This window comes from Nocardioides xinjiangensis, assembly GCF_017916455.1.
In the GTDB taxonomy this organism is placed as follows: Bacteria; Actinomycetota; Actinomycetes; order Propionibacteriales; family Nocardioidaceae; genus Nocardioides; species Nocardioides xinjiangensis.
Genome location: NZ_JAFMSY010000001.1, coordinates 1,512,684 through 1,538,366, shown reverse-complemented (window position 1 = coordinate 1,538,366; position 25,683 = coordinate 1,512,684). Strand labels below are relative to the sequence as shown.

Sequence of the window (25,683 nt, the reverse complement as noted above, 5' to 3'; positions counted from 1 at the left end):
CTCAGACCCCGACGTTGTGCTGGAAGTGGTCGAGGTTGGCGCGGTAGGACCGGTACGCGTTGCGCCACTGGACGCGACCGATGGCCGGCTCGCTGGGGTCGAACCGCGACTGGTCCCAGGGCTCGAAGTAGCCGATCCTGCGGTTCCCGCCCGGGTCCTGGTCGAAGCCGCGGCCGACCTGGAAGTGCCCGCTCGCGTCGTCGTCGAGGTAGGGGTAGTACTGCTTGAGCAGCACCGGGTGCAGCACCACCGGGGCCCGGTAGTCGTGCACGTGGCGCATCATCAGGCGGTACCACTGCTTGAAGGTGAAGTCGCCGATGTCGAGGACGACGTAGGGCCCGGCGTGGGACTCGTCGTCGTAGTCGGTCGTCTCGTTGACCTGTCGGACGATGTCGGTGATGGCGGTCCCGGCGGTGGTGGTGCCGAGGCGGCGCGCCCAGTAGGACTGCGTGCGACGCTCCCCCTGCGCGGACCAGCCGATCGCCTGCATCGTGGCCGGTCCGCACCACCAGGTCCGGCGCTGGGCGCGGGCCACCGTGCTCGTGAGGATCTTCGACCGGGTCGGGTACGACGCGCCGAACCCGCCGCGGGCGTCGAGGCCGGCCGCGGCCTCGGGGTGGCGCTCGCTGAAGCCGTCGGGCAGCGGGACGCCCTGGATCTCGTGGCGGAGCAGCCAGACCTTGTCGACCGAGCGGGCAGCCATCTCGAGCTCGGCGCGCTCGGCCTCGGTGCGCGCGGCAGGCGTCCGCCGCTCGGCACGGGCGAGCATGCCCCTGGCGTCGAGGTCGCCGGTGCGCTCGCGCTGGCGCGGCGGACGGCTCGCCAGGCGCGCCGCGAGGTCCTCGCGCGACTGGTCGGTCCACCCGAAGCCGAGGCAGTAGCGCTGGCCCTCGAAGACGGCGCACCGCACGGACGACCGCGCGAGCGCCGCTCGCCCCTGTGCGCGGTCGAGCGCGGCACCCTCGGCCAGCACGCGGTCGATCTCCGCCTGCATCGCGGGGGTGAGCCCGCCGCGGGCGACCGCGCGCGGCGCGGCGGCGGACGTGGCGGCCGGCGCGATGGCGCCGCGGTCGTCGCGGTCCGGCTCCTGCGGGGCGTCGGGCAGGAGCCGGCCGGTGCCGAGGACCAGCGCCAGCGCGGCGAGGGCGATGGCGGCGGGGTGGCGCCACAGCGGACGCGAGCCGTCCTCGGTGGCGATGCGGTGGGCGACCGAACGGCGCAGCAAACGGGGAGCGGGCATGGGGAAGGAACCTTCGATCCGAGTCAGACGGACGTCCCACTGTCCCCTCTGGTCACAGGAGTAAGCAAGTCCCCCATCCGGCGCGCACGGGCGGGCGGCGGAGCGAACCGGCGAGGTGAGGGACGCGCCACCCGGACGGCTGGTGTGCTCGTCGAGGAGCGGCCGCAAGCGGCAGTGGGCAGCAGTCGAGCAGGTGGAGCGGATGACGAGACTCGAACTCGCGACATCGACCTTGGGAAGGTCGCGCTCTACCAACTGAGCTACATCCGCAGTGCCGTCCGGAGACGGCGAGGGCGATGCTACCGGACCGGGCTACCGGAGCCGCGACAGGCTCGGGCGCTTGGGGGAGACCATGTCGCCGGAGGAGCGGCCGGTGACGCGACGGTGCACCCACGGCACGAGGAACTCGCGGGTCCACCGGGCGTTCGCCGCCCAGGCCTGGCGCCGGCCGAGGACCGGCAGCGGCTCGATGGCCACGTCCTCCAGGCCGTGCTCGACGCCGACGGCCTCGAGCACGGCGCGCGCGATGTAGGTGTGGCCGAAGGGGTTGAGGTGCATGCGGTCGGTGTCCATCGCGCCGTCGATCTCGACGTCGCGCATCCGCCACATGTCCACGATCGTGGCGCCGTGCCGGTCGGCGATCTCGCGGACCCACTCGTTGAAGATGGCCATCCGGCCGCGGACCGGACCGTAGATGCCGCCGGCGCCGGGGTCGAACAGCGTGAACATCACGACCCGGGCGCCCGTCGCCGCGAGCCGCGCGACGGCGTCGTCGTACGTCCGCGCGAGCGCATCGAGGTCCACCCGGGGTCGGAGCACGTCGTTGCCGCCGCCGTGGATCGTGACGAGGTCGGGCTCCAGCGCGATGGCCGGCTCGAGCTGCTCGGCGACGATGGCTCCGAGCTTGCGGCCCCGGATGGCGAGGTTCGCGTAGCCGAAGTCGTCGGTCTGGAGGGCGAGGACCTCGGCGACGCGGTCGGCCCAGCCGCGCAGGCCGTTGGGGCGCGCGGGGTCGGGGTCGCCGACGCCCTCGGTGAACGAGTCGCCCAGGGCGACGTAGCGGTGGAAGGTCACCGGTCCATTGTGATCAGGGCGCCACGCGACCCGGCACGAGGGCTAAGGTCGGCCGCGTGCTGCTCTCTGATCGCGACATCACCGCTGAGATCGACGCCGGCCGGATCGCCCTCGAGCCGTGGGACCCGCAGATGATGCAGCCCTCGAGCGTCGACGTGCGCCTCGACCGCTTCTTCCGCGTCTTCGAGAACCACCGCTACCCCCACATCGACCCGGCGGCCGACCAGTCCGACCTCACCCGCGAGGTCGAGCCGGTCGGCGACGAGCCGTTCATCCTGCACCCGGGGGAGTTCGTCCTCGGCTCGACGTACGAGGTGGTGTCCCTGCCCGACGACATCGCGGCTCGCGTGGAGGGCAAGTCGTCGCTCGGCCGGCTCGGGCTGCTCACCCATGCGACCGCCGGCTTCGTCGACCCGGGCTTCTCCGGCCACGTCACCCTCGAGCTGGCCAACGTCGCGACGCTGCCCATCAAGCTCTACCCGGGCATGAAGATCGGTCAGTTCTGCTTCTTCCGGCTCACCTCGCCGAGCGAGCACCCCTACGGCTCGGAGAGGTACGGCTCGCGCTACCAGGGCCAGCGCGGGCCGACCCCGAGCAGGTCCTTCCAGGGCTTCCACCGCACGGAGATCTGAGGGCGCGGTCGCCCGAATTACGGCACACCCGCATGACCTAATGCGGACGATGTGTGGTTAGGCTGTCCTAAGTAAGCCTGACGTCACCCCCGCACACGGAGTCCTCATGAAGCGAAGTCTCGCCGCGCCCGTCGCCGCGGCCACCCTGCTGCTCTCCGCCCTCACCGGCTGCAGCACCGGCTCGACCACCGGCGACACCGCATCGGAGCCGACGGCCACGACCACGGCCGACGCCGACGCCTTCCCCGTCACCATCGAGCACGCGCTGGGCGAGACGACGATCGAGTCCGAGCCCACCCGCGTCGCGACGCTCGGCTGGACCGACCAGGACCACGCGCTGGCCCTCGGCGTGGTGCCGGTCGGCGCCACCAAGATCGCGTGGGGCGGCAATGCGGGCGGCTCCACCGAGTGGTTCGACGCCGCGGTCGAGGAGGCCGGTGCCGAGGCGCCGGTCCGGTACGACGACGCCGACGGCGCGCCGGTCGAGGAGATCGCCGAGCTCGCCCCCGACCTGATCCTGGCGACCAACTCCGGGATCACCGAGGCCGAGTACGCCAAGCTCTCCAAGATCGCGCCGGTCGTGGCCTACCCCGAGGACCCGTGGACCACCCCGTGGCAGACCTCGCTCGAGATGGTCGGCGAGGCACTGGGGCGCACCGCCCTGGCCGAGGAGGTCCTCGCCGACACCGACGCGGCGATCGAGGAGGCCAGGGCCGCCAACCCGCAGCTGGACGGCGCCGAGCTCATCTACGGCTACCTCACCCCCGCCGACCTCTCGTCGGTGGGCATCTACGCGCCGGAGGACCCGCGCGTGGCGTTCCTGCGCGACCTCGGCATGGTCGACGCCCCGGCCGTCGCCGGCGCCATCGAGCCGGGTGCGTTCTACGGCAGCGTCTCGGCCGAGCAGTCCAGCGAGCTGGACTCCGACGTCTTCCTCACCTGGGTCGACTCCGCCGACGCGGTCGAGACCATCGAGGACGACAAGCTGCTCGGCAGGATCCCGGCGATCGCCGAGGGCCACTGGTACGCCGAGACCGACAAGGCCACGGCCATGGCGTCGACCAACCCGACGCCGCTCTCGATCCCCACGATCATCAGCGACTTCGTGCCCCACGTCGTCGAGGCCCTCGAGGGCTAGGCCCGTGTCCGCCCTCGCTCCGACGCGGGACGCCGCCACGGACCCTCCGGGGGGAGGTCCGAGGCGACGGCTCGCCCTGCCGGCCAGCGCCGCGATCACGGTCGCGGTGCTGGCCGGTGCCGGCGTGCTCTCGCTGGTCGTCGGGGCTCGGGCGGTGCCGCTGGAGGCGCTCTGGGAGCCGGGCCACCCGCTGGCCCCGGTCGTGCAGGCACGGTTCGAGCGCACCGTCCTGGGCCTCGCCGTCGGGGCGGCGCTCGGCCTGGCCGGCGCCCTCATGCAGGGGCTCACCCGCAACCCGCTCGCCGACCCGGGCATCCTCGGCGTCAACGCCGGCGCCACGTTCGCGATGGTCGTCGGGATGTCGACGTTCGGCCTCGCCACCATGGGCCAGTTCCTGCCCTTGGCCTTCGCGGGCGCGGCGCTGGCCGCCGTGCTCGTGCACACGATCGCCTCGCTGGGCCGTGACGGCGCCACCCCGATGAAGCTCGCGACCACCGGCGCCGCCCTGACCGCGGGCCTGTCGAGCTGGACCACCGGCCTGCTGCTGGCCGACCGCCGGACGATGGAGTCCTTCCGCTACTGGCAGGTCGGCACGATCGGCGGGCGCGGGTTCGACGTCCTGCTCTCCGGGCTGCCCTTCCTCGCCGCCGGCACGCTCCTGGCGCTGACGGGCGCCCGGCTGCTGAACACGCTGGCGCTCGGCGACGACCTGGCACGCGGCCTGGGGCGTCGTACGACCCGCGACCGGCTCGTGATCGCCCTGGCCATCGTGCTGCTGGCCGGCACCGCCACCGCGCTGGCCGGGCCGATCGCCTTCGTCGGCCTGGTCGTGCCGCACGTCGTCCGGGGGCTCGTGGGACCCGACCACGCGCGCGTGCTGCCGTTCTCCATGCTGGCCGGCGCCGCACTGGTCGTCGTCGCCGACACGGTGGGCCGCGTCGTGCTGCCGCCCTCGGAGGTGCAGGTCGGGATCATGGCCGCCGCCGTCGGCGTCCCCGTCTTCCTCGCCCTGGTCCGCCGCACCGGGAGGGCGCTGTGAGCCTCACGGTGCACCGCCCCGTCACCGCCTCCCCCGCGCCCGGCAGGGCGGCCGACGCCGCCGACGCCCGCGTCGTCGTACGACGCGCGCGCCGGGCGCCCCGGCGCCACCTCCTCCGGCTCGTCGGCGTGCTCGTCGTCGTGCTGGTCGGCGCGTTCGCGGCACGGGTGCTGCTCGGCGACTACACGGTCACGATCCCCGACTTCGTCCGCATCCTCGGCGGGGAGCAGATCCCGGGTGCCACCTACATCGTCATGGAGTCCAAGCTCCCGCGCGCCGTCCTCGCCGTGCTGGCGGGCCTGGCGTTCGGCATCGGCGGCGCCATCTTCCAGACCACGCTGCGCAACCCGCTGGCGAGCCCCGACATCGTCGGCGTCAGCCTGGGCGCCAGCGCCGCGGCCGTCTCCGCGATCACGCTGGCCGGGTGGTCCGGCTGGCCGGTGTCGGCCGCGGCGGTCGCCGGCGCGCTCGGCGTCGCCCTCGCCGTGCGCGGCGTGGCCGGCGACCACGGCGGGTTCCGCCTCGTGCTCGCGGGGATCGGGCTCGCGGCCGCCATGCAGTCGGTGATCCAGTACGTCTTCACCCGCGTCGACGAGTGGGACGTCCAGCTGGTGCTGCGCTGGTTGACCGGCAGCGTCAACGGCGTGGCCTGGCCGAGCATCGGGTTGCTCGCCCTCTCCCTGGCCGTGCTGCTGCCCGCCACGGCGTGGGCCGCCCGGTCGCTGCCGGCCACCGAGCTCGGCGACGACACCGCCGCGGGACTCGGCGTGGGTCGCGGCCGCACCGACGTGCTGATGCTGCTCGGCGTGCTCCTCGTCGCCGTGGGCGTCGCCGCCGCGGGACCGATCGCGTTCGTCGCGTTCCTCTCCGGTCCCATCGCCCGCGCGCTGAACCGTGGGCGCACGACGCTGCTGGCCGCCGGCCTCGTCGGTGCCGTGATCGTCCTGGTCGGCGACCACGTCGGCGCCTACGCCTTCGCCGACCTCAACCTGCCCGTCGGCGTCGTCACCGGCGCCTTCGGCGCGCCGTTCCTGCTCTGGCTGCTCGCCCGCGGCCACACCGGAAGGAGGGTGGCATGACCGTCACCGATGGCAGGACCGGCTCCGCCGGAACGACCGGCACCGGTGGCCCGACCCCGACCACCCGGCTGGCTGCGAGCGACCTGACGCTGGGCTACGCCGACACGGCGGTCGTCCACGGCCTCGACCTCGAGGTGCCGCACGGACAGGTCACGGTGATCGTCGGGGCCAACGCCTGCGGCAAGTCGACGCTGCTGCGCGGCATGGCGCGGCTGCTCCGCCCAGCCTCGGGGGCGGTGCTGCTCGACGGCGAGGCCATCCACCGGCTGCCGAGCAAGCAGGTGGCCCGCACGCTCGGGCTGCTGCCCCAGAACCCGGTCGCCCCCGAGGGCGTGACGGTGGCGGACCTCGTGGCCCGGGGCCGGCACCCCCACCACGGCACGTTCGGCCGCTGGACCAGCGCCGACGACGACGCCGTGGCCGAGGCGCTCACCCTCACCGACACGCTCGGTCTCGCCGACCGCGTCGTCGACGAGCTCTCCGGCGGCCAGCGCCAGCGGGTGTGGATCGCGATGGCGCTGGCGCAGGGCACGGACCTCCTCCTGCTCGACGAGCCGACGACGTACCTCGACGTGGCCCACCAGGTGGAGATGCTCGACCTCCTCTCCGAGCTGAACGCCCGCCGCGGCACCACCATCGTGATGGTGCTGCACGACCTCAACCTCTCCGCCCGCTACGCCGACCACCTCGTAGCCCTCCACGCCGGCCGCGTCGTCGCCGAGGGGACGCCGCGCGAGGTGGTCACCGAGGAGCTCGTCCGCACCGTCTTCGGCCTCGAGAACCGGGTGATCGACGACCCCGTCTCGCACACGCCGATGGTGGTCCCCGTCGGCCGCCACCAGCCCCGGCTCCGGCGCCGGTCCGGCGCGCAGCCGTCCGCACCGCAGCCGCCCACCGACCAGCATCCCGCCCCGCTCCAGGAGACCCGATGACCGTGACCACCTCCGTCCTGCCCATGCTGTTCGCCGAGGTCGAGGTGGTCTCCGTGGAGCGGATCTCGCCCAGCTTCGTCCGGCTCGAGCTCGGCAGCGCCGAGCTCGCCGAGTTCGGTGTCGACGGCCAGCGGTGGGACCAGCGGATCAAGCTGATCTTCCCCGACCCCGTGACCGGCGGCATCACCTCGACCGAGGGTGCGGACGACTCGTGGCTCGCCACCTGGCTCGAGCAGCCGGCCGAGGAGCGGGGGCACATGCGCACGTACACGATCCGCGACGTCGTCGGGTCGGGCGCGGACACCCGGTTCGTGGTCGACATCGTGCTGCACCTCGAGGGCGAGCTCGTCGGGCCGGGCTCGACCTGGGCCTCGCGGGCGGCCGTGGGCGACCGGATCGTGATGCTCGCGCCGCGCCGCGGCTACCCCTACGGCGGGATCGAGTTCACGCCCGCCCCGGGCGCCGACCTGCTGCTGGTCGGCGACGAGACGGCGGTCCCCGCGATCTGCGCCGTGCTCGAGCAGCTGCCGGCCGACGCCCGCGGCACGGCGTTCATGGAGGTGCCGGAGGCCGGCGACGTCCAGGACGTACGCGCGCCCGCCGGGTTCGAGGTCGTGTGGCTGGCCCGCGAGGGGGCCGAGCTCGGGCAGGGCCTGCACGACGCGGTCGTCGCGCACCTCGGCATCCCGGGCGCGCGGGTCGAGGTCTCCGCCGACGAGGTCGACCCCGACCTGTGGGAGACGCCCTTCTACTCCTCGTCGGGCGAGGAGGTGCCCGGCGACGTGACGGGCGTGGGCGGGACGTACGCCTGGATCGCGGGGGAGTCCACGGTGGTGACGGGACTGCGCCGGCACCTGGTCAAGGAGCTCGGCTTCGACCGCAGCCAGGTGGCGTTCATGGGCTACTGGCGCCGCGGCGTCGCGATGAGGTCCTGACGCCCGACCCCTCCCGCCCGGCCCCTTGCAGGTAACGCCCCGAAACCGGCACTCCCGCCCCCACTGACGGGGGCGGGAGTGCCGGTTCCGGGGCGTTGCCGGGGGCGGTGGGGCACGTAGAGGGTCGCGGTCAGCGGCGCTTCCGGGTGCGCGGGGAGTAGCGCACGCGCTCCGCGATGCGGTGGCGGGCGATCAGCTCGAGGTCGGTGAACGAGTCGTGCACGGCCTTCTCCTTTCAGTTCGGCGTCGCGGTGGTGGGTGTCGCGGTGCGGTCAGCTCTGGTGGAGCGTGACGTCGCCTGATGCGGTGGTGGCGCGCACCTCCAGGTAGGGCTGGTCGGGTGCGGGCTCGCCGGTGCTCGGGAGGGTGGAGGCGAGGCGGCCGCTGGCGGTGCGCACGTCGGTCCACACCGGGGTGCCCGGCACCACGCCGATCCGGACGTCGCCGCTGGCGGTCTTGGCGGTGATGCGCCCGGAGGCGACCTCGGTGACCACGAGGTCCCCCGAGCCGGTGGTGAAGACAGCCTCGCCGCCCAGCGACCGGACCAGGGCGTCGCCCGAGCCGGTCTTGATCGCCAGGTCGTCGCGCGCGGACTCCACGCGTACGTCCCCGCTGCCGGTCGCGACCACGAGGGACGACTCCGCGCGGCGCACGACGACGTCGCCGGAGCCGGACTTGAGGTGCGCCTCGCCGACGATGTGCTCGACGACCAGGTCGCCGGAGCCCGAGTGGACGACGGCGTCCCCCTCGACGACGTCGAGGGTGACGTCGCCGGACCCGCTGTCGACGCGACTGTCGGCGAAGCGGCCGCGTGCCACGACGTCGCTGCTGCCGACCTTCGCGGTGAGGCCGCTGCCGACGGGCACCTCCACGGCGATCGTGGCGTGCGGGTCCCTGCCCAGGAGGCCGCTCGAGCGTGGCGGGGCGATGATCGCGATCCGGTCGCCGAGGTCGCGGACGTCGAACTCCTCGGCGCGCTCGCCGGTGATGCGCACGGTCGTCTCGGTGGTGTCGGTGGCGGTCACGTCGACGGTTCCGCGGCGGTTCTCGACGTAGAGGTCGACCGGTTCGGGGGTGTCGAAGGTGAGGTCGAGCTGGTTGCTCATCCGGGTCTCCAGTCGGTGGTCGGGTGCAGGTCGAGGGTGCAGGTGGGGATGCAGGTGAGTGGCCGAGGGTGTGCTCGTCCGACGCGCCGGCGGGGCCGGTGCGTTGGGGTGGTGCGGGCGGGACTCGGGCCGGGCGCCGGGCGGCCGGGCCGGTCAGCCTCTGGGCGTCACAGCCAGCCGGTCATCCGGCGGCTCCCCTGCTTGCGGGTGGCGGCGAACGGGTCGTAGCCCACGAAGGGCACGCTGCTCAGGTCGATGTCGATGTTGACGGCGTGCTCGCTGGTGGCCTGGCGCACGACGGCCACCATCCACGTGTTGAGGCTCTGCCCGGCGGCCGCCGCCTTCTCCTCGGCACGGGCCTTGACGGCCTCCGGGATGCGGAGGGTGATCCGGGCCAGCTCTCCGTCCTCCTCCTCGGGGGGAGCCGGCGGTGCCGGCGGCGGGGGCGGCGCGGGCATGGCGGCCTGCGGGGCGACCTCGACCACGAAGTCGAGCTCGCGGCCCGCCAGGCGTACGTCGACGCTGCCGTCCGGGAGCTCGGCGGTGATCTCGGCCGCGGCGTGGGAGATGGCCTCCATCAGCGCCAGCCGGGCGCTGGGGTCGAGGGCGAAGGCGAGGCGCTCGGCCGCCTGCTTCAGCTCGTCGCCCCCGGCCTCGGCCGCCGCGACGAGGTCGCGACGGAGGGAGTCGACGTACGGCGTGATGTCCATGCGCACCACGATGACATCATGATGACGTCACGTCAAGGGGGGAGTGACGTCACGCGGTGTCGCGCTGCAGGCGCGTCCGGGTCGTGCGTCATACGGACCCGCACCTATGGGCGCGGGTCCGTATGACGCACGGGGCGGGCGGGCGGGCAAGCGGGGCGGGCGGGGCCGGCGTGACCCGCCGGGCGTACGAGGCGCGCAGGGACGTCGGATGGCGGCGGGGCTGCCACTCGTTGCCGGTCCCCGTCCCCTCAGAGGTCGAAGAGCGAACCCGTTCCGCTGATGTCGGCGTCGGTCCTGGGCGTGTGCGCGGGGGCGTCGGGCGACGAGGCGCTGGGCGTCCTCGGCTTCCCTCGGTCCTCGACCTCGACCTCGAACGCGGCCTCCGACTCAGCCTCCGGCTCGGCCTCCGACTCGGCCTCCGGCTCGAGCTCCGACTCAGCCTCCCGCTCCGGCTCGGCCTCCTGCGCAGACCCGACCTCGGCCTGCGGCTCGCCGTTCACCGCCGGCTCGCCGTCCGGCTCCGCGTCGCTGAACGTCGCCGCCTGGCTCAGGTCCGCGCCGCTCGGGGGCGCGGCCGGCGCGGAGTCCTCGACCCGCGAGTCCTCTACCCCGGAGCCCTCGACGGACGGGTCGGCAGCGGCGGAGACCGGCTCAGGCTCGGCAACCGGGGCCTCGAGGTCGAACAGCGAGCCGAGGCTGGAGATGTCGGTGTCCGTGCGAGGCGTCGGGGTCGCCCCGGCGCTCGGGGCGGCCGCAGGCTGCGGTGCGGCCGGGGTTCGGGCCTCCGCGGCCGTCGGCAGGGCCTCCGACTCGGCCTCCGGCTCGGCCCCCGGCTCCGGCTCGGCCCCCGGCTCCGGCTCGGCGGCTGCGGGCGCTTGGGCCGACTCGGGCTGCTGACCGGCGGCCGGCGTGGCGTCGGCGGCCGGGGCCTCGAGGTCGAACAGCGAGCCGAGGCTGGAGATGTCGGCGTCCGTGGTGGGCGTCGACGTCGTGCCGGTCGCGGCCGCCTCCGGTGCGGGTGCGACCTGCGGGGCAGCCTCCCCAGCGCCCGCCCTGGCCTCGGCCTCTGGCTCAGCGGCCGCTTCCGACGCCGGCGTCCCCGCTGCCGAAGAGGCCTCCGGTGCCGCTGCGGGAGTGCTCGACGAGGTCGGCTCCGGGGCTGCGATGTCGAAGAGCGATCCGCCGCCACCCAGGCCGGCGGTCGGCGCAGGGGCCGCGGTGGCAGGAGGAGCTGCCTCGTCGGGCTCGCCGACCGTCGCGTCAGCAGCGGACTCCGCGGCGGGAGCGGTCTCGGGCTCGCTGGGCGTGCCGAGGTCGAAGAGCGAGCCGCCCGCGCCGAGGTCCATGGACGCAGCCGGCTCGGGCGCCGCCTCGGGCGCCGGCTCCGGCTCCGGCTCCGGCGCGGGTACGTCGAACAGCGAGCCGCTCGACGCCGGCCCGGGGGCCGCCTCGGCGGAGGACCCGGCCCGCGCTCCGGCGTCCGTCGTCGCCGCGGCCTCGGGCGCCGGCACGTCGAACAACGAGCCGGCGGAGTCGGCCGGGGTGTCGAACAACGAGCCGGCGGAGTCAGCGGGGGTGGTGTCGGACGAGCCGGCGGAGTCGGCCGGGGTGTCGAAGAGCGAGGTCCCGCCGGACGCCTTGGCGGCGGGGCCGGCGTCCGCGGTCGAGGTGACGGTGTCGTCGGTGACGGTGACGTCGCCGGCCTCCGGCTCGTCCTTGGTGGCCACGTCGCCGGCCGGAGCAGCGGCAGCGGCGCCGGAGGCGGCAGCCGGAGCTGCGGCCGGAGCTGCGGTCGGAGCGGAGCCCGGCGCGGCCTTGGTCGCCTGCTCGCCCTTGACCGATGCGAGCAGCATCTGCGCGACGTCGAGGACCTCGACCTCCTCGCGCGCCTCGCCCGCGGCCTGCTGGGCGGTGAGCCCGTCGGAGAGCATCACCCGGCAGAACGGGCAGCCGACCGCGATCTGGTCGGCGCCGGTGCCGACGGCCTCCTTCGTGCGGTTGACGTTGATGCGCTCGCCGAGGTTCTCCTCCATCCACATGCGCGCGCCGCCGGCGCCGCAGCAGAAGGAGCGCTCGCTGTTGCGCTCCATCTCGACGACCTCCGCGCCGGGCAGCACCTGGAGCAGCTCGCGCGGGGGCTCGTACACCTGGTTGTGGCGACCGAGGTAGCAGGGGTCGTGGTAGGTGATCGAGCGCTTCGCGGCGCCCGCGCCGTCCTTGACCGGGGTCAGGCGGCCCTCGCGCACGAGGCGGTTGAGCAGCTGGGTGTGGTGCACGACCTCGAGCTCGATGCCGAAGTCCTTGTACTCGTTCTTGAGGGTGTTGAAGCAGTGGGCGCAGGTCGAGACGACCTTCTTGACCTTGTACTCCTTGAAGGTCTCCACGTTCTGCTGCGCGAGGCCCTGGAAGACGAACTCGTTGCCGGCACGCCGGGCAGGGTCTCCGGAGCAGGTCTCGCCGTTGCCCAGCACTCCGAAGGAGACGCCGGCGATGTCGAGCAGCTCGGCCACCGCACGCGTGGTCTTCTTCGCGCGGTCCTCGTAGGCACCCGCGCAGCCGACCCAGAAGAGCCAGTCCACGGACTCGAGGGACTCCAGGTCCTCGCCGACGACCGGCACGTCGAAGTCGAGGCCCTTGGCCCAGTCCATGCGGGCCGAGGCCGACATGTTCCACGGGTTGCCCTTGTTCTCCAGGCCCTTGAACAGCTGGTTGAGCTCGGCGGGGAAGTTCGACTCCACCAGCAGCTGGTAGCGCCGCATGTCCATGATGTGGTCGACGTGCTCGATGTCGACGGGGCACTGCTGGACGCAGGCGCCGCAGGTCGTGCAGCTCCAGAGCACGTCCTCGTCGATGACGAAGTCGCCGTCGGTGGGGTTGTAGAAGTAGTCGAGCACGTCGGTGCCGGCGCCGTGGGTCTCGCCCTTGGAGCCGGCCCCGACCAGCTGCCGCTCGGCGTGCGCCGGGTCGCCGTCGTGCTTGGCGTACGCGTGGTCGCGGAGGCTGGTGATCACGAGCTTCGGCGACAGCGGCTTCTCGGTGTTCCACGCCGGGCACTGCGACTGGCAGCGGCCGCACTCGGTGCAGGTGGTGAAGTCGAGGATGCCCTTCCACGAGAAGTCCTCCACCTTGCCGGCGCCGAGGACCGACTCCTCGTCGAGGTCGTCGATGTCGTCGAGGGTGACCGGCTTGCCGTCGGAGGTCAGCGGCTTCATCGCGCCCAGGGCGGTGCTGCCGTCGGCCTCGCGCTTGAACCAGATGTTGAACCAGGTGGTGAAGCGGTGCCAGGCGATGCCCATGGTGAGGTTGCGGGCGATCACCATCAGCCAGATCATCGCGAGCACGATCTTGAAGGCGGCGATGGCGTAGATCGTGTTCTCGAGGGCCTCGGTCGAGCTCGGGTAGAACGCGTCACCGATCCAGGACGCGACCGGGTAGTGGCTGCGCCCGGCGTCCTCGTCGAGCTTCCACTCCGCCGCGCGCACGAAGAGGATCGCCGCGCCCTCGAGCAGGGCCAGCGCCTCGACGAAGTAGGCCTGCCAGAAGGTCGAGCCGAAGAAGCGGCTGCCCCGTCCCTCGGTGCGGGGGTGGTGCCGCTGGCGGACGAGGATGAGGAAGACGATGCCGACGGTGCTGAGCACGCCGATGAGCTCGCTGAACCACTCGTACGGGTACCAGTGGCCGATCAGCGGCCACGCGAACGACGGCTCGAAGAGCTGGAAGTACGCCGCTCCCACGGCGGTGCTGAGGAACAGGAACGCCGCGTAGACGAACCAGTGCATGACGCCGATCCACGGCCGCTGCAGCATCCGCGTGTGGAGGAAGGTCTCCTTGAGCATCGTCGCGGTGCGCCCGACCGGGTTGTCCGCGCGGCCGGGAGCCGGCTGGGCCGCGCGGATCACGCCCAGCATCCGGCGCACGGCCGGCACCAGCATCGCGACGGCGACGGCGGTCAGTGCGAACGAGACGACGATCGCGAATGTCTGCATGAGGTGCGGCTCCTCGGTCGGGGCGTACAGAGCCGGAGCATAGGTCGGCCCTACGGACCGACGGCAGGGCTCTGCCGAGTGAGAAAGATCCTACCCGCAGGTAACTTGTGACCGGGACGCGGTGAGGGTCAGTTCACGAGCGCGACGTTCTCGACCTCGATCTCCCGGGCGTCCTCCCGGTGTGCCGCGAGCCGGGTGCGCAGCTGGTCGAGCGCGTCGGTGAGGCGCTCGACGCCGTCGCGCAGCTTCTGCTGGTGCTCGAGGTGGGCCGCGTGCGAGTCGCTGGTCTCGTCCCACCCGGGGGTGAGCGCCTCCACTCGCTCGAGGAGGTCCTGGACCTGGCCGGTGATCGACGTGGTCGCGTCGGCGAGCGCCGACTCGATGCTCGACAGGGCGCCCTGGTGGACGACGAGTCCGCGCTCGCTCACCGGGCACCGCCTCCGAGACGGTCGGCGAGCAGTCCGGCGCGCTCGGCCTGCGCGACGTCGTTCGTGGCGTGCTCCTGGGCGAGGTGGACGAGGTCCTGCGAGTAGGCCTCGAGGATCGGGCCGAGGGTGACGGCGACGTCGAACCAGGCGTTGATCGCCTCGCCGAAGCCGGCGGCCGCCTGCCCCCGGAACCCGGTGCCGGCCTCGGACTCGATCGTGGCCCCGAGCGTGCGCAGGGTCTCCTGCAGCGGTTCCACCGCCTCGGCCGCGGCCTGGGCCGCCGCCTGCACCTCGGCGTAGACAAGTCCGACGGCCACGGCCGCCCCCTTCCTCGGGTCGCTGGGTTTTCGCTGGTCGATCGGCGCCCTCCTACCCTCCGCGCCGGCCATCTACACGCGCGCCGCGGGAAAACTCCGCAGTTTGAGGGCGCAGCCGCTGGGGAAGCCTCCTGCCATGCCGTCCTACGACTACGAAGTCGACCTCGAGAGCATGGGCAAGGCGGCCCAGGGGCTCAGCGAGACGCTCCAGCTCTTCAAGGACAAGGACGTCGAGGACCTCGTGCCGTCCCGCGGCGACGTCGGCAGCGACGTCGTGTGGGACGCGCTCGACGAGTTCAAGAACCGCTGGGAGGAGGGCGTGAACAACCTCTGCCAGGACGTCGAGGAGATGGCCGGGCGGCTCGGCAAGATCGCGATGAACTACTTCGAGACCGACAAGGCCGGCCACGACGCCCTCTCGGCGCTCAAGGGCACCATCGCCGCGATCAGGGTGATGTGACGTGCCGGACTTCGAGATCGAGGGCAGTCCCGGCAACATCCGGGCCAAGGCCCTCACCCTGGAGCAGAAGGGCCAGCTCTTCTACGACACCGGCGACGCGCTCGGCAGGATCGACGTCTCGGGCTGGGTGGGCCGCGCCGCCGACGAGTTCCGGGAGGCGCACGACCTCGAGCCGGAGCGCTGGGTCGCGTCCGGCAACGGCTTCAAGAGGGCCGCCGCCGCCCTCACGGCGTACGCCGGCGTGCTGGAGGACGTCCAGCGGCGCGCCGCCGAGGCCGGCGCCGAGCACGAGCGTGGCCGGCGCGAGTCCGAGAACGCCCGGGCGCAGTACGGCACCTACATGGACCGGATGCGCTCCTACTGGAGCAGCGGCGGCACCGAGCAGGCGGAGCCGTTCGTCGACTGGGGCGAGCCCATCCAGCAGGAGGCGCTGCGGGCGCTCGCCTCCGCCCGCGCCGACCTCGACGCCGCCGCCGCGACCTGCGCCGGCGAGGTGCGCGCGGGGTGCGCCGACGCGCCGGAGGAGCCCAACTGGCTGGAGTCCGGCCTGAAGTTCGTCGGCGGCATCCTCGAGGGAGCCGGCGAGGCCGTCTGGGACTTGCTCACGATGGTGCCCTTCAGTCCCGTGAACCTGGTCATCGACTCCTACCAGCTCGCGACGGGCGACATCACGCCGGAGGAGCTGAGCACCAAGTACGAGCTCTCCGCCGAGAACGCCTGGACGATGGCGCAGGGCATCTACACCGGGCTGACCACCGACCCCGTGGGCTTCGGCAAGAACCTCGGCAAGAGCCTGCTCGACTGGGACACCTGGGCCGACGACCCTGCCCGCGCGATCGGTCACCTGGTCCCCGACGCGATCGCGACCATCGCCACGGGCGGTGCCGGCGCCAGCCTCAAGGCGCTGCGCGGTCTCGACGGACTGCACGACATCTCCACGCTCGCCCGCCCGTTGCACGGGCTGCGGTCGCTGCGCGGCATGGACCTCGGGGACCTGACCGGCTTGTCGCGGATGGACGACGTGCAGCTGGGGCGCCACCTCGACTCCCTCTCCCCGGAGGACCAGGCGCGGCTGCTGCGCCGCGGGTCGGAGCCGCAGCTGGGGACGTTCGAGGACGTCTTCGGCGAGCACAGGTGGGACACCGACTACGGCCGCGTGGCGGACACGTTCGACGGACCCGTCACGTCGTACGACGCGGTCCCGCGCAGCGAGACCCTGGTCAACCTGCACGGCGCGGGCGACCCCGGGTCGGGCACGTTCTGGACCGACACCCGCGAGGCGGCGTCGTTGCGCACCGAGGCCCAGGCGATGGACCGGCTCGCGCTCGAGAAGAGCTGGTACGACAATGGGGACGGCACCTACAAGCCGCGTGACGAGATCACCGTGCGCGACTTCACCGAGGGGGACGGCATGCGGGTCCAGGAGGGCACGATCGGGCCCCAGCCGACGACCCCTGGCGGGGCGACCCAGCACGTGATGGGTCTCGACGAGCCGTTCTACTCCCAGGGGCAGGCGTCGCAGTGGACCGGGCCCGCTCCGTGGGTCAGCACGGTCCCGGACGGCGCGTGGGCCGGCTTCGGCCACGGGGCCGCCGCCGGCCTCGGCGGGAGCCTCCTGGTCGGTGCCGCCGCCGAGGACGGCGGCCCGTGAGCCTGGTCGACCGGCTGCTCGGTCGTTCCGCCCGGCCGCCCGCGCCGCAGGCGGCGCCCGCCGACGAGGCGCTCGAGCGCTGGGCCGCGACCGCGGAGGCGGCGTCCGCGGGGCTGGGTCCCGGCGGCCGGCTCGCGGTCGCCCTCCTCGGGGAGTCGCTCGTCGACGGGCCGACCTCGCCGTGGTTCGGTCACGAGCCGACGCCGGGGGGCCTCGACGACCTGTTCACGGCGCTGGGGGAGGAGCCCTCCGCCGCCGCGCCGCTGCTCGACGCCGAGGCGCAGCTGTCCGGTCGCCGTCCGGGGGAGCCGGCCGCCGGCACCCGCGCGCGGTGGAGCCGGCTGGTGGAGGCGGCGCTGACCGACCCGGCGGCCCGCGAGGTGCTGCCCGAGCGCGACGAGCGCCACCTGGCGGCCGAGCGGGCGTGGCGGGCCGCGGCCGGTGCGGTCCAGCCGTGGCGCGCCGTGCAGCTGCACCCCGGCCGCGCGCTGGGCCAGGTCCGCTGGTACCCCGGCTGCGAGACCAGAGCCTCCGTCGGCTACGCCGACCCGCTCGGCCTGGGCATGGTCGAGCGGGCGGTCGAGGAGCACCGCTACTCCGAGGTCGAGTGGCAGGCCCTGCGGCCGGCAGCCGACCTCGTCCGGAGCGGCGTGGACGCACTCTCCTGGCGCCTGTCCTCGATGCGGTTCGCGGTGGAGGCGCACCGGGGGCCGGCCGATGGGTGACGCGACCGGGGCGCCGGTGAGCGATGCGTACGCCCGCTGGCAGGCGCTCGCCACGTCGTCGACGACCGCCTCGGTGCTCGACGTCGTGCGCAACGTGGCCGCCGCGACCTCCCCGTGGCCGATCCTCGTGCGCGCGCTCGCCGTCACGCCGGTCTACCTCCGGGTGGGGGACGACGGCCGCGCCGAGACGTCGCGCGCCGACGGCGAGTCCTACGTCCACGCGTACTCCACGCCCGTGCGGCTCACGGCCGGGGTCGGGGCCGACGTGGAGGAGCTGACGATCCGCGAGGCCTTCGTCGCCGACCTCGTGGACCGCGCCGAGGGGCCGCTCGGGGTGAGGATCGACCCGGGCCTGGCGTCCGAGCAGGTCGTCCCGCCGGCCATGGCGCGCGAGGTGCTCGCGGTGGCCGACGGCCTTCCCGTGCCGGCCGCGCTCACCGCGGCCGAGGGCGAGGAGCTGCGGGTGGAGGCAGGGCCGGAGTCGATGACAGACCTGGACCGGCGCGTCCGCGCGGCCCTGCTCGAGCACGGCGACGGCGCGGTCGTGCGGCGCGCCGTCGCCACCCTCGTCGGCATCGGCGGCCGCACGTGGCCCGTCTACTCGGTCCTCGGCGGGGGCCCGGACCCGATCGTGCTGAGCACTGCGGTGCAGCGCGCGGCCGGGGTGCCGCTGGTCCTGCTGGTCGACGGCCGTCCGGCCGGTCTTGCCGAGGTGCTCCACCTCGACGCCCACGCGGTCGACCTCGCCGTGCTGGACGCCGCCGCGAGCGCCGGCTGAGCCGGGCCTTCGGGCACCGCCGGCGCCTCAGCGCGACGACGCAGCCGCGCCGCTGACCCGCCGGGTCAGCCGCTGGGCCGTCGCCGTCACGGCTGCCGCGATCGCCTGAGCCGTCGCGTCGTCGTCGCCGGCCTCACCCGGGAACGTCACGGCCACCCCGGCCACCGGGTGGGCGTTGTGGTCGAGCACGGCGGCGGCCACGCTGCGCAGGCCCGGGGTCACCTCGCCGTCCTCGGTGGCGTGACCGCGCTGCCGGGTCGCGGAGAGGACCGTGCGCAGTGCGCTGAGGGAGGCCGGCCCCTTGCCGTGGCGGTCGACGAACGCGGCGCGGTCGGGATAGAGCGCGCGGACCTGGCTGGCCGGGAGCGCCGCGAGGATCGCCCGGCCGGAGGCGGTGAGGTGGGCGGGGAGGCGGACGCCGACGTCGGTGACGAGCGGCGGTCGACCCGGAGCCCGCTCCTCGATCACGTAGAGCACGTCGCGGCCGTGCAGCACGGCGAGGTGCGCGCCGTGGCCGGTGCGGTCGACGAGCTCGGCGAGCGGCCGCCGGGCCAGGCGGGCGAGGGGCTCCTGGCGGGTGAAGCCGCTGCCGACCTCGAACGCCGCCACTCCCAACCCGTAGCGGTGCTCGTCGGGCAGGTGCACGACGAAGCCCTCGTCGATCATCGTGTTGAGCAGGTGGTACGCCGTGCTGCGCGGCAGGTCGCACGCGCGCGAGATCCGGTCGAGCGGGACCGGGTCGGCCTGGGTGGCGAGGAACCGCAGCACCCGCAGGGCGCGTGTCGCCGCCGGGACGTGGCTCACCGGCGCCCGGTCACGACCGGTCGCGGTCCGAGCCCTTGGTGAACCAGCCCCCGCCGCCGTCGGTCTTCTCGATCGGCTTGCCCGGCATCTCGTTGGCGCCCGGCGTGCGGCGCGGCAGCAGCGGCGGCTGGCCGGCCGCCGGCTGCTGGTCGGCCGTGCCGGGGACCTGCGGGGAGTAGTCGTCGGCCGTGTGGTCCACCCGCGGGTCGAGCCGGTCGGCGGCGCGCAGCTGGCCCTCGTGGGACGCCTCGACCTGCTGGGCCGCCACGCGGGCCTCGGCCGCCTCGGCCTCGGCCCGCTCCGCGGCGGCGCGGGCCTGGGCCGCCTGCGCCTCGGCAGCCGCCGCCCGCTCCTGCGCCGGCGCGATCGTCGCCTGGGCGCGCGACGCGGCCTGCTGGCGCAGCTCGTCGGCCCGCTGGATGTTCGCCTCCCTGTTCCTGCGCCGGACGACGAGGGCCCCGACGGCGAGCAGGACGAGGAGGACGACGACGATGATGATGAGCGCGGTCACGAGGCACCTCTCGTAGGGCAGGGCGAGCGTTCAGTGTGTCAGTGGGCGCGGCGGTGTCCAGCACCGCGTCGCGGTGCTGGACGGCCGCTCCCTCGGGTGGCTCGGCGTCAGGCGGAGTGTGCTCCGCCGGTGCCGCCGGTGCCGCCGCCGCCGGTGCGACGGGGGTCGTCGGCATCGAGCACCGTGTCCGGGTCGCCGGTGCTGCCCGGCGTGTAGTCGTCGGACGAGGTGTCGACGTGCGGGTCGACCCGGTCCGCGGTGCGGAGGCGGTCCTCGTGCACCGCCTCCTGCTGGGTGGCGGCCACCTGGGCCTCCTGCGCACGCTCTCGGGCCCGCTCCGCCTCGAGCCGGGCCCGCTCGGCCTCGGCCTCGGCCTCCTTGGCGCGCACCTGCGCCTCCGGGATCCCACTTGCGTGCTCCTGAGCCTCCGTCCGCAGCCGCTCGGCGTGCTCGTGCTGCTTCTTCTTGCGCTGCTGCACGACGAGCCAGGCGACGAGTGCCGCCACGACAAGGACGACGACCAGGACGATGATCCAGGTTGTCGTGTCCATGGGGACCTCCCTCCTCCGGCGACCCGGGGCGGGTCGCTCCTCCGTCCACGGTGCCACAACCGGGGCGCGACGGGTGCCCTCCGAACGGGTGAGCGCGGTGTCTCGTATGTGAGACCCTTCCGCGCTGCGGACCGCTGGTGGACCGGCTCGGGCGCGTGTTCCATGGAGGCATGCAGAAGATCCAGGTCGGGGTTGGCCCCGTCTCCTTCGAGGACCTCGTCCGCGTCGCCCGGGAGGGCGCTCCCGTGAGCCTCGCCGAGGACGCGCTGTCGGCGATCGACGGCGCCCGCGGCGTCGTCGAGTCGCTCGCGGCGGCGCAGACGCCGACGTACGGCGTCAGCACCGGCTTCGGCGCGCTCGCCACACGTCACATCCCGGCCGAGATGCGCGCCCAGCTCCAGCGCTCGCTCGTCCGCTCGCACGCCGCCGGCTCGGGCCCCGAGGTGGAGCGCGAGGTGGTCCGCGCCCTGATGCTGCTGCGCCTGTCGACGCTCGCGACCGGGCACACCGGCGTGCGCCGGCAGACCGCGATGCTGCTGGCCGACCTGCTCACGCACGGCATCACGCCCGTGGTCCGTGAGCACGGCTCGCTCGGCTGCTCCGGCGACCTCGCGCCGCTGTCGCACTGCGCGCTCGCGCTGATGGGCGAGGGCGAGGTCCGCGACGCGTCGGGCACCCTCCTGCCCGCCGCAGAGGCGCTCGCCGCCGCCGGTCTCGTGCCCGTGGAGCTGGCGGCCAAGGAGGGACTGGCGCTGATCAACGGCACCGACGGCATGCTTGGGATGCTGGTGATGGCGATCGCCGACCTGCGGATGCTGCTGCGCACCGCCGACATCGCCGCGGCGATGAGCGTGGAGGCCCAGCTCGGCACCGACCGGGTCTTCGCACCGGAGCTGCAGGCCATCCGCCCGCACCCCGGACAGGCGCTGTCGGCGGCCAACCTCACCGCGCTGATGGCCGGCTCGGCGGTCGTCGCCTCGCACCGGACCGGGCCCGGCAACACCGTGGAGTGCAACCGCGTCCAGGACGCCTACTCGCTGCGGTGCTCGCCGCAGGTGCACGGCGCCGCCCGTGACACCGTCGAGCACGCGGCGCTCGTGGCCGGCCGCGAGCTCGCCAGCGCCATCGACAACCCGGTCGTCGTCGGCGACCGGGTGGAGTCCAACGGCAACTTCCACGGCGCGCCCGTGGCGTACGTCCTGGACTTCCTTGCGATCGTCGCCGCCGACGTCGCCTCCATCAGCGAGCGCCGCACCGACCGCTTCCTCGACAAGGCCCGCAACCACGGGCTGCCGCCGTTCCTGGCTGACGACCCCGGCGTGGACAGCGGCCTGATGATCGCGCAGTACACCCAGGCCTCGATCGTCTCCGAGCTCAAGCGGCTGGCCGTGCCGGCCTCGGTCGACTCGATCCCCTCCAGCGCCATGCAGGAGGACCACGTGTCGATGGGCTGGAACGCCGCCCGCAAGCTGCGCCGGTCGGTCGACGGACTCTCCCGCGTGGTCGCCGTCGAGGTGCTCACCGCGGCCCGTGCCCTCGACCTGCGCGCGCCGCTCACCCCCGCACCCGCCACCGGCGCGGTCGTGGAGCTGCTGCGCAGCAACGGGGTCGCCGGCCCCGGCCCCGACCGCCACCTCTCACCCGAGATCGAGGCGACCGTCGACCTCGTCCAGTCAGGCGCGGTGCTCGCCGCCGCCGAGTCCGTGATCGGAGAGCTGAAGTGACCGAGACCAACCCCCGCCTGCCCATCCGCGCCGCGCGCGGCACCGGGCTGACCGCGAAGTCGTGGCAGACCGAGGCGCCGCTGCGGATGCTGATGAACAACCTCGACCCCGACAACGCCGAGCGTCCCGAGGACCTCGTCGTCTACGGCGGCACGGGCAAGGCCGCCCGCAGCTGGGAGGCGTACGACGCGCTGGTGCGCACCCTGCGCGACCTCGAGGACGACGAGACGCTGCTCGTGCAGTCGGGCAAGCCGGTCGGGGTCATGCGCACCCACGAGTGGGCGCCGCGCGTGCTGATCGCCAACTCCAACCTCGTCGGCGACTGGGCCAACTGGGAGGAGTTCCGCCGCCTCGAGGACCTCGGCCTGACGATGTACGGCCAGATGACGGCGGGCTCGTGGATCTACATCGGCACCCAGGGCATCCTGCAGGGGACGTTCGAGACCTTCGCCGCGATCGCGGACAAGCGGTTCGGGGGGACCCTCGCCGGCACCATCACCGTCACCGCCGGGCTCGGCGGCATGGGCGGTGCGCAGCCGCTGGCGGTCACCATGAACGACGGGGTCGCTATCTGCGTCGAGTGCGACCAGCACCGCATCGACCGGCGCCTCGAGACGCGCTACCTCGACGTCCAGGCCCGCGACCTCGACCACGCGATCGAGCTGGCCCTGGAGGCGCGCGAGGCCCGCCGCGGCCTCTCGATCGGCCTGCTCGGCAACGCCGCAGACGTGCTGCCCGAGATCCTCGAGCGGCACCTCGACCGCGCGGGCCGGGCCGGCGAGGAGGGCGGAGGCCCGCTCGTCGACATCGTCACCGACCAGACCTCGGCGCACGACCCGCTGTTCTACCTGCCGTCCGGCACGGCGTACGAGGACTGGGAGCGCGAGCGCACCGAGGACCCGCGTGGCTTCACCAAGCGCAGCCAGGAGTCGATGGCGTGCCACGTCCGGGCGATGGTGGAGCTCCAGGACGCCGGCGCCGAGGTGTTCGACTACGGCAACTCGATCCGCGACGAGGCGCGCAAGGGCGGCTACGACCGGGCCTTCGAGTTCCCGGGCTTCGTGCCGGCCTACATCCGGCCGCTGTTCTGCGAGGGCAAGGGTCCCTTCCGCTGGGCGGCCCTCTCCGGGGACCCGGCCGACATCGCCGCCACCGACCGGGCGATCAAGGAGCTCTTCCCGGCCGACGAGAAGCCGGAGTACGCACGGCTGCACACGTGGCTCGACATGGCGGCCGAGCGGGTGCAGTTCCAGGGCCTGCCGGCGCGCATCTGCTGGCTGGGCTACGGCGACCGCGCGAAGGCCGGCGCGAGGTTCAACGAGATGGTCGCCAGCGGCGAGCTGTCCGCGCCGATCGTCATCGGCCGCGACCACCTCGACTGCGGCTCGGTCGCCTCGCCGTACCGCGAGACCGAGGCGATGCTCGACGGCTCCGACGCCATCGCGGACTGGGCGATCCTCAACGCCCTGGTCAACACCGCGTCCGGCGCCACGTGGGTGTCGTTCCACCACGGCGGAGGCGTCGGCATCGGCCGCTCGCTGCACGCCGGCCAGGTCACCGTCGCCGACGGCACCGAGCTCGCTGCCGAGAAGATCCAGCGGGTCCTCACCAACGACCCCGGCATGGGGGTGATCCGGCACGTCGACGCAGGGTACGACCGCGCGGTCGAGGTGGCGGAGGAGCGCGGGGTGCCGATCCCAATGCGGCGCGGCTGAGGCCGGGCCGCAGTGGTGCGGCGCGGAGGACCCCGCGACACGGACGGTCGGCGCGTCGGACGACCGGAGGTGCTCGGTGCCGATCGGGTCAGGCTGCACCCAGTCGCTGCGCTGGACTTCTGGTCGTCCGACGCGCCGCAGTGGTGCGGCGCGGGGGAGACTCTCGAACGGCTGACAATCCCGGCCCCGTAGGTCAGGATCCCTCCATGGCCACGGGGGAGAACAAGCCGGCGCGCTCGCGCGTCGTGCTGACCGACATCAGCTCGCGGGCGTGGGAGCACCCCGCCGACAAGGGCGCACTGGTCGCGCTCCGCAAGCTCAAGGGCTTCGACGTGCTGCTCAAGACCATGTCGGGGGTCTTCCGCGAGCGGGCCTGGCGGCTGACGCTGCTCGGCTCCGCGGTCCGCGTCGACGAGCGCCAGTTCGCGCGGCTGCACCGGCTGCTGGCCGAGGTCGGCCGGAGCCTCGACGCCACCGACCTGCCCGAGATGTACGTCCAGGCGGACCCGGCGCTGAGCGCGATGACCATCGGCATGGACCGACCGATCATCGTGCTGTCGTCCGGCCTGGTGCACCACCTCGACGACGACGAGCTGCGGTTCGTCATCGGCCACGAGCTCGGGCACGCCATCAGCGGGCACGCGGTCTACCGCACCCTGCTGCTGCGGCTGCTCGGGCTGGGCGGGCTCCTCAACGCGGTCCCCGGTGGAGCGCTCGGCATCCGGATGGTGACCGTCGCGCTGCTGGAGTGGTCGCGCAAGGCCGAGCTGTCCGCGGACCGCGCCGGCCTGCTCGCCACCCAGGACCCCACCGCCGTGCTGCGCACGCACATGAAGATCGCCAGCGGCGGCACGCTCGAGGAGCTCGACGTCACCTCGTTCCTCTCGCAGGGCGCGGAGTACGACGAGGGCGGCGACGTCCGCGAGTCGCTGATCAAGCTGTCCCTGCTCCAGCAGCAGTCGCACCCCTTCGCGGTCGTCCGGGCCACGGAGCTGCGGCGCTGGATCGACTCCGGCGCCTACACCGCCATCCTCGGCGGCGACTACCCGCGCCGGGCCGACGACGACAGCGCCTCGGTCAGCGAGGCCGCGCAGGAGGCAGCCGCGAGCTACGCGGTGGCGTTCGAGCGCACCCAGGACACCCTCGGCCGGCTCGTCCACGACCTCGCCGGCTGGATGGGCACCGCGAGCACCTGGCTCAACGACCGGTTCCGCCGCGGCGAGAGCGCCTGAGCCCCGGCGGGACGTGGCGCGGCCCTGCCGGTGGGCCGAGGGGGCGGCGAGGTCAGCCGAGGGCGCGGATCGCCTCGTGGATGGCGAGGGTCCGGCGGGCGGACTCGACGTGCAGGTTCTCCACCATCCGGCCGTTGTAGGTCACGACGCCGGCGCCGCTGCCCTCCTCGAACGCCGCGATCAGGCCCTCCGCGTCGGCGACGGCCCGCTCGCTCGGCGCGAACGCGGCGTTGGCGCCCTCGACCTGGCGCGGGTGGACGAGGGTCTTGCCGTCGAAGCCCATCTGGCGGCCCTGCTCGCACTCGGCGAGGAACCCCTCGACGTCCGACACGTCGTTGTAGACGCCGTCGATCACCGCGATCCCCGCGGCGCGCCCCGCCAGCAGCGCGGTGTGGAGGCTCGGCAGGATCGGCGCGCGGCCCGGGACGTGCTCGGCGTACAGCTCCTTGACGAGGTCGTTGGTGCCCAGCACGAAGGCGCCGAGACGCTCCGACGCGCGGGCGATCGCGAGGGCGTCGAGGACCGCGACCGGGGTCTCGACCATCGCCCACAGCCGGGTGTGCTCCGGGGCGCCCGCCCGCTCCATCGCCGCGACCAGCCCGGCGACCTCCTCCGCGCTGCTCACCTTCGGCACCACGATCGCGGCCGGCCCGGCCTGGCTGGCGGCGACCATGTCGTCGTCGTGCCACTCGGTGCCGATGCCGTTGACGCGGATGGTGACCGCGCGCCGTCCGTACGCGCCGCTCGCGGCTGCGGCGGCGGCCGCGTCGCGGGCCGCCGGCTTGGCGTCGGGCGCGACGGCGTCCTCGAGGTCGAGGATGAGCGCGTCGCAGGCGATGGTCTTGGCCTTCTCCAGCGCCCGCTCGTTGGAGCTCGGCATGTAGAGCACAGAGCGCAGGGGAGTGAAGTCACTCAT

24 protein-coding genes and 1 tRNA gene are annotated in these 25,683 nt (G+C 73.9%); 13 read left to right on the top strand and 12 right to left on the bottom strand.

Annotated features, from left to right (window positions below; genetic code table 11):
- Position 1 precedes the first annotated feature (1 nt).
- From J3P38_RS07305 to J3P38_RS07295, 3 genes are all read right to left on the bottom strand, one after another.
- Complete coding sequence (locus J3P38_RS07305; RefSeq protein ID WP_210503119.1) at positions 2-1,240, bottom strand: hypothetical protein; 1,239 nt, start codon at positions 1,238-1,240, stop codon at positions 2-4.
- 194 nt (positions 1,241-1,434) lie between these two features.
- Positions 1,435-1,510, bottom strand: a tRNA-Gly gene (locus J3P38_RS07300).
- 42 nt (positions 1,511-1,552) lie between these two features.
- Positions 1,553-2,314 carry an SGNH/GDSL hydrolase family protein gene (locus J3P38_RS07295; RefSeq protein WP_210503118.1) on the bottom strand — a complete coding sequence of 254 codons (762 nt, stop codon included), beginning with the start codon at positions 2,312-2,314 and terminating at the stop codon, positions 1,553-1,555.
- Positions 2,315-2,370: 56 nt separating this feature from the next.
- Here J3P38_RS07295 and dcd point away from each other — a divergent pair, with 56 nt between their 5' ends.
- The 6 genes from dcd to J3P38_RS07265 all read left to right on the top strand — a co-directional run bounded on the left by dcd (position 2,371) and on the right by J3P38_RS07265 (position 8,069).
- Positions 2,371-2,946: a dCTP deaminase gene (dcd, locus tag J3P38_RS07290; protein WP_210439163.1), complete on the top strand. Its 576-nt coding sequence runs from the start codon at positions 2,371-2,373 to the stop codon at positions 2,944-2,946.
- A gap of 106 nt (positions 2,947-3,052) precedes the next feature.
- Complete coding sequence (locus tag J3P38_RS07285) at positions 3,053-4,084, top strand: iron-siderophore ABC transporter substrate-binding protein (RefSeq protein ID WP_210439162.1); 1,032 nt, start codon at positions 3,053-3,055, stop codon at positions 4,082-4,084.
- Between the two features lie 4 nt (positions 4,085-4,088).
- Positions 4,089-5,123: a FecCD family ABC transporter permease gene (locus J3P38_RS07280; RefSeq protein WP_307807777.1), complete on the top strand. Its 1,035-nt coding sequence runs from the start codon at positions 4,089-4,091 to the stop codon at positions 5,121-5,123.
- Positions 5,120-6,202 (top strand): FecCD family ABC transporter permease, encoded by a 1,083-nt coding sequence (locus tag J3P38_RS07275; protein ID WP_307807776.1) that lies wholly within the window; start codon positions 5,120-5,122, stop codon positions 6,200-6,202. The genes J3P38_RS07280 and J3P38_RS07275 overlap by 4 nt, the downstream gene beginning before the upstream one ends.
- Positions 6,199-7,134 (top strand): ABC transporter ATP-binding protein, encoded by a 936-nt coding sequence (locus tag J3P38_RS07270; RefSeq protein WP_210439161.1) that lies wholly within the window; start codon positions 6,199-6,201, stop codon positions 7,132-7,134. The genes J3P38_RS07275 and J3P38_RS07270 overlap by 4 nt, the downstream gene beginning before the upstream one ends.
- Positions 7,131-8,069 (top strand): siderophore-interacting protein, encoded by a 939-nt coding sequence (locus J3P38_RS07265; RefSeq protein WP_246855638.1) that lies wholly within the window; start codon positions 7,131-7,133, stop codon positions 8,067-8,069. Before J3P38_RS07270 ends, J3P38_RS07265 begins: the two co-directional genes overlap by 4 nt.
- Before the next feature lie 272 nt (positions 8,070-8,341).
- Here the strand turns inward: J3P38_RS07265 and J3P38_RS07260 are convergent, their stop codons facing one another.
- The 5 genes from J3P38_RS07260 to J3P38_RS07240 form a co-directional block, all read right to left on the bottom strand.
- Positions 8,342-9,175 (bottom strand): DUF4097 family beta strand repeat-containing protein, encoded by an 834-nt coding sequence (locus tag J3P38_RS07260; RefSeq protein ID WP_210503117.1) that lies wholly within the window; start codon positions 9,173-9,175, stop codon positions 8,342-8,344.
- Between the two features lie 167 nt (positions 9,176-9,342).
- Complete coding sequence (locus J3P38_RS07255; protein WP_210503116.1) at positions 9,343-9,885, bottom strand: toxin-antitoxin system HicB family antitoxin; 543 nt, start codon at positions 9,883-9,885, stop codon at positions 9,343-9,345.
- 248 nt (positions 9,886-10,133) lie between these two features.
- Positions 10,134-13,871: a (Fe-S)-binding protein gene (locus J3P38_RS07250; protein WP_210503115.1), complete on the bottom strand. Its 3,738-nt coding sequence runs from the start codon at positions 13,869-13,871 to the stop codon at positions 10,134-10,136.
- Positions 13,872-13,999: 128 nt separating this feature from the next.
- Entirely contained in the window at positions 14,000-14,299 is a 300-nt protein-coding gene (locus J3P38_RS07245) for a WXG100 family type VII secretion target (protein ID WP_210503114.1), read from the bottom strand.
- Complete coding sequence (locus J3P38_RS07240) at positions 14,296-14,616, bottom strand: WXG100 family type VII secretion target (protein ID WP_210439156.1); 321 nt, start codon at positions 14,614-14,616, stop codon at positions 14,296-14,298. Before J3P38_RS07240 ends, J3P38_RS07245 begins: the two co-directional genes overlap by 4 nt.
- A 136-nt stretch (positions 14,617-14,752) precedes the next feature.
- On the opposite strand from J3P38_RS07240, the gene J3P38_RS07235 reads away from it, so the two are divergent.
- Genes J3P38_RS07235 through J3P38_RS07220 form a run of 4 tightly spaced genes read left to right on the top strand, consistent with a single transcriptional unit; the run spans position 14,753 to position 18,230 of the window.
- A complete protein-coding gene (locus J3P38_RS07235) occupies positions 14,753-15,076 on the top strand; it encodes a hypothetical protein (RefSeq protein ID WP_210439155.1) in 324 nt (107 codons plus the stop codon).
- A 1-nt stretch (position 15,077) separates the two neighbouring features.
- Positions 15,078-16,727: a putative T7SS-secreted protein gene (locus J3P38_RS07230; RefSeq protein WP_210503113.1), complete on the top strand. Its 1,650-nt coding sequence runs from the start codon at positions 15,078-15,080 to the stop codon at positions 16,725-16,727.
- Positions 16,724-17,452 carry a hypothetical protein gene (locus J3P38_RS07225; protein ID WP_210503112.1) on the top strand — a complete coding sequence of 243 codons (729 nt, stop codon included), beginning with the start codon at positions 16,724-16,726 and terminating at the stop codon, positions 17,450-17,452. The genes J3P38_RS07230 and J3P38_RS07225 overlap by 4 nt, the downstream gene beginning before the upstream one ends.
- The gene (locus J3P38_RS07220) at positions 17,445-18,230 is read left to right on the top strand and encodes a hypothetical protein (RefSeq protein ID WP_210503111.1); all 786 of its coding nucleotides are present in this window, start codon (positions 17,445-17,447) and stop codon (positions 18,228-18,230) included. Before J3P38_RS07225 ends, J3P38_RS07220 begins: the two co-directional genes overlap by 8 nt.
- 27 nt (positions 18,231-18,257) lie before the next feature.
- Here the strand turns inward: J3P38_RS07220 and J3P38_RS07215 are convergent, their stop codons facing one another.
- From J3P38_RS07215 to J3P38_RS07205, 3 genes are all read right to left on the bottom strand, one after another.
- Entirely contained in the window at positions 18,258-19,034 is a 777-nt protein-coding gene (locus J3P38_RS07215; RefSeq protein WP_210439150.1) for an IclR family transcriptional regulator, read from the bottom strand.
- 10 nt (positions 19,035-19,044) lie between these two features.
- Positions 19,045-19,545 carry a hypothetical protein gene (locus J3P38_RS18330; RefSeq protein WP_210503110.1) on the bottom strand — a complete coding sequence of 167 codons (501 nt, stop codon included), beginning with the start codon at positions 19,543-19,545 and terminating at the stop codon, positions 19,045-19,047.
- A 107-nt stretch (positions 19,546-19,652) separates the two neighbouring features.
- Positions 19,653-20,096: a hypothetical protein gene (locus tag J3P38_RS07205; RefSeq protein ID WP_210439148.1), complete on the bottom strand. Its 444-nt coding sequence runs from the start codon at positions 20,094-20,096 to the stop codon at positions 19,653-19,655.
- Positions 20,097-20,266: 170 nt separating this feature from the next.
- Between J3P38_RS07205 and hutH the strand changes: the two genes are divergently transcribed.
- The 3 genes from hutH to J3P38_RS07190 all read left to right on the top strand — a co-directional run bounded on the left by hutH (position 20,267) and on the right by J3P38_RS07190 (position 24,767).
- The gene (gene hutH / locus J3P38_RS07200) at positions 20,267-21,820 is read left to right on the top strand and encodes a histidine ammonia-lyase (protein WP_210503109.1); all 1,554 of its coding nucleotides are present in this window, start codon (positions 20,267-20,269) and stop codon (positions 21,818-21,820) included.
- On the top strand, positions 21,817-23,535 hold the full coding sequence (hutU, locus tag J3P38_RS07195; RefSeq protein WP_210503108.1) for a urocanate hydratase: 1,719 nt from the start codon (positions 21,817-21,819) through the stop codon (positions 23,533-23,535). The genes hutH and hutU overlap by 4 nt, the downstream gene beginning before the upstream one ends.
- Positions 23,536-23,741: 206 nt before the next feature.
- The gene (locus tag J3P38_RS07190) at positions 23,742-24,767 is read left to right on the top strand and encodes a M48 family metallopeptidase (protein ID WP_210503107.1); all 1,026 of its coding nucleotides are present in this window, start codon (positions 23,742-23,744) and stop codon (positions 24,765-24,767) included.
- 52 nt (positions 24,768-24,819) lie between these two features.
- Here the strand turns inward: J3P38_RS07190 and J3P38_RS07185 are convergent, their stop codons facing one another.
- Positions 24,820-25,683, bottom strand: coding sequence for an HpcH/HpaI aldolase/citrate lyase family protein (locus J3P38_RS07185; protein WP_210503106.1), 864 nt, complete (start codon positions 25,681-25,683; stop codon positions 24,820-24,822).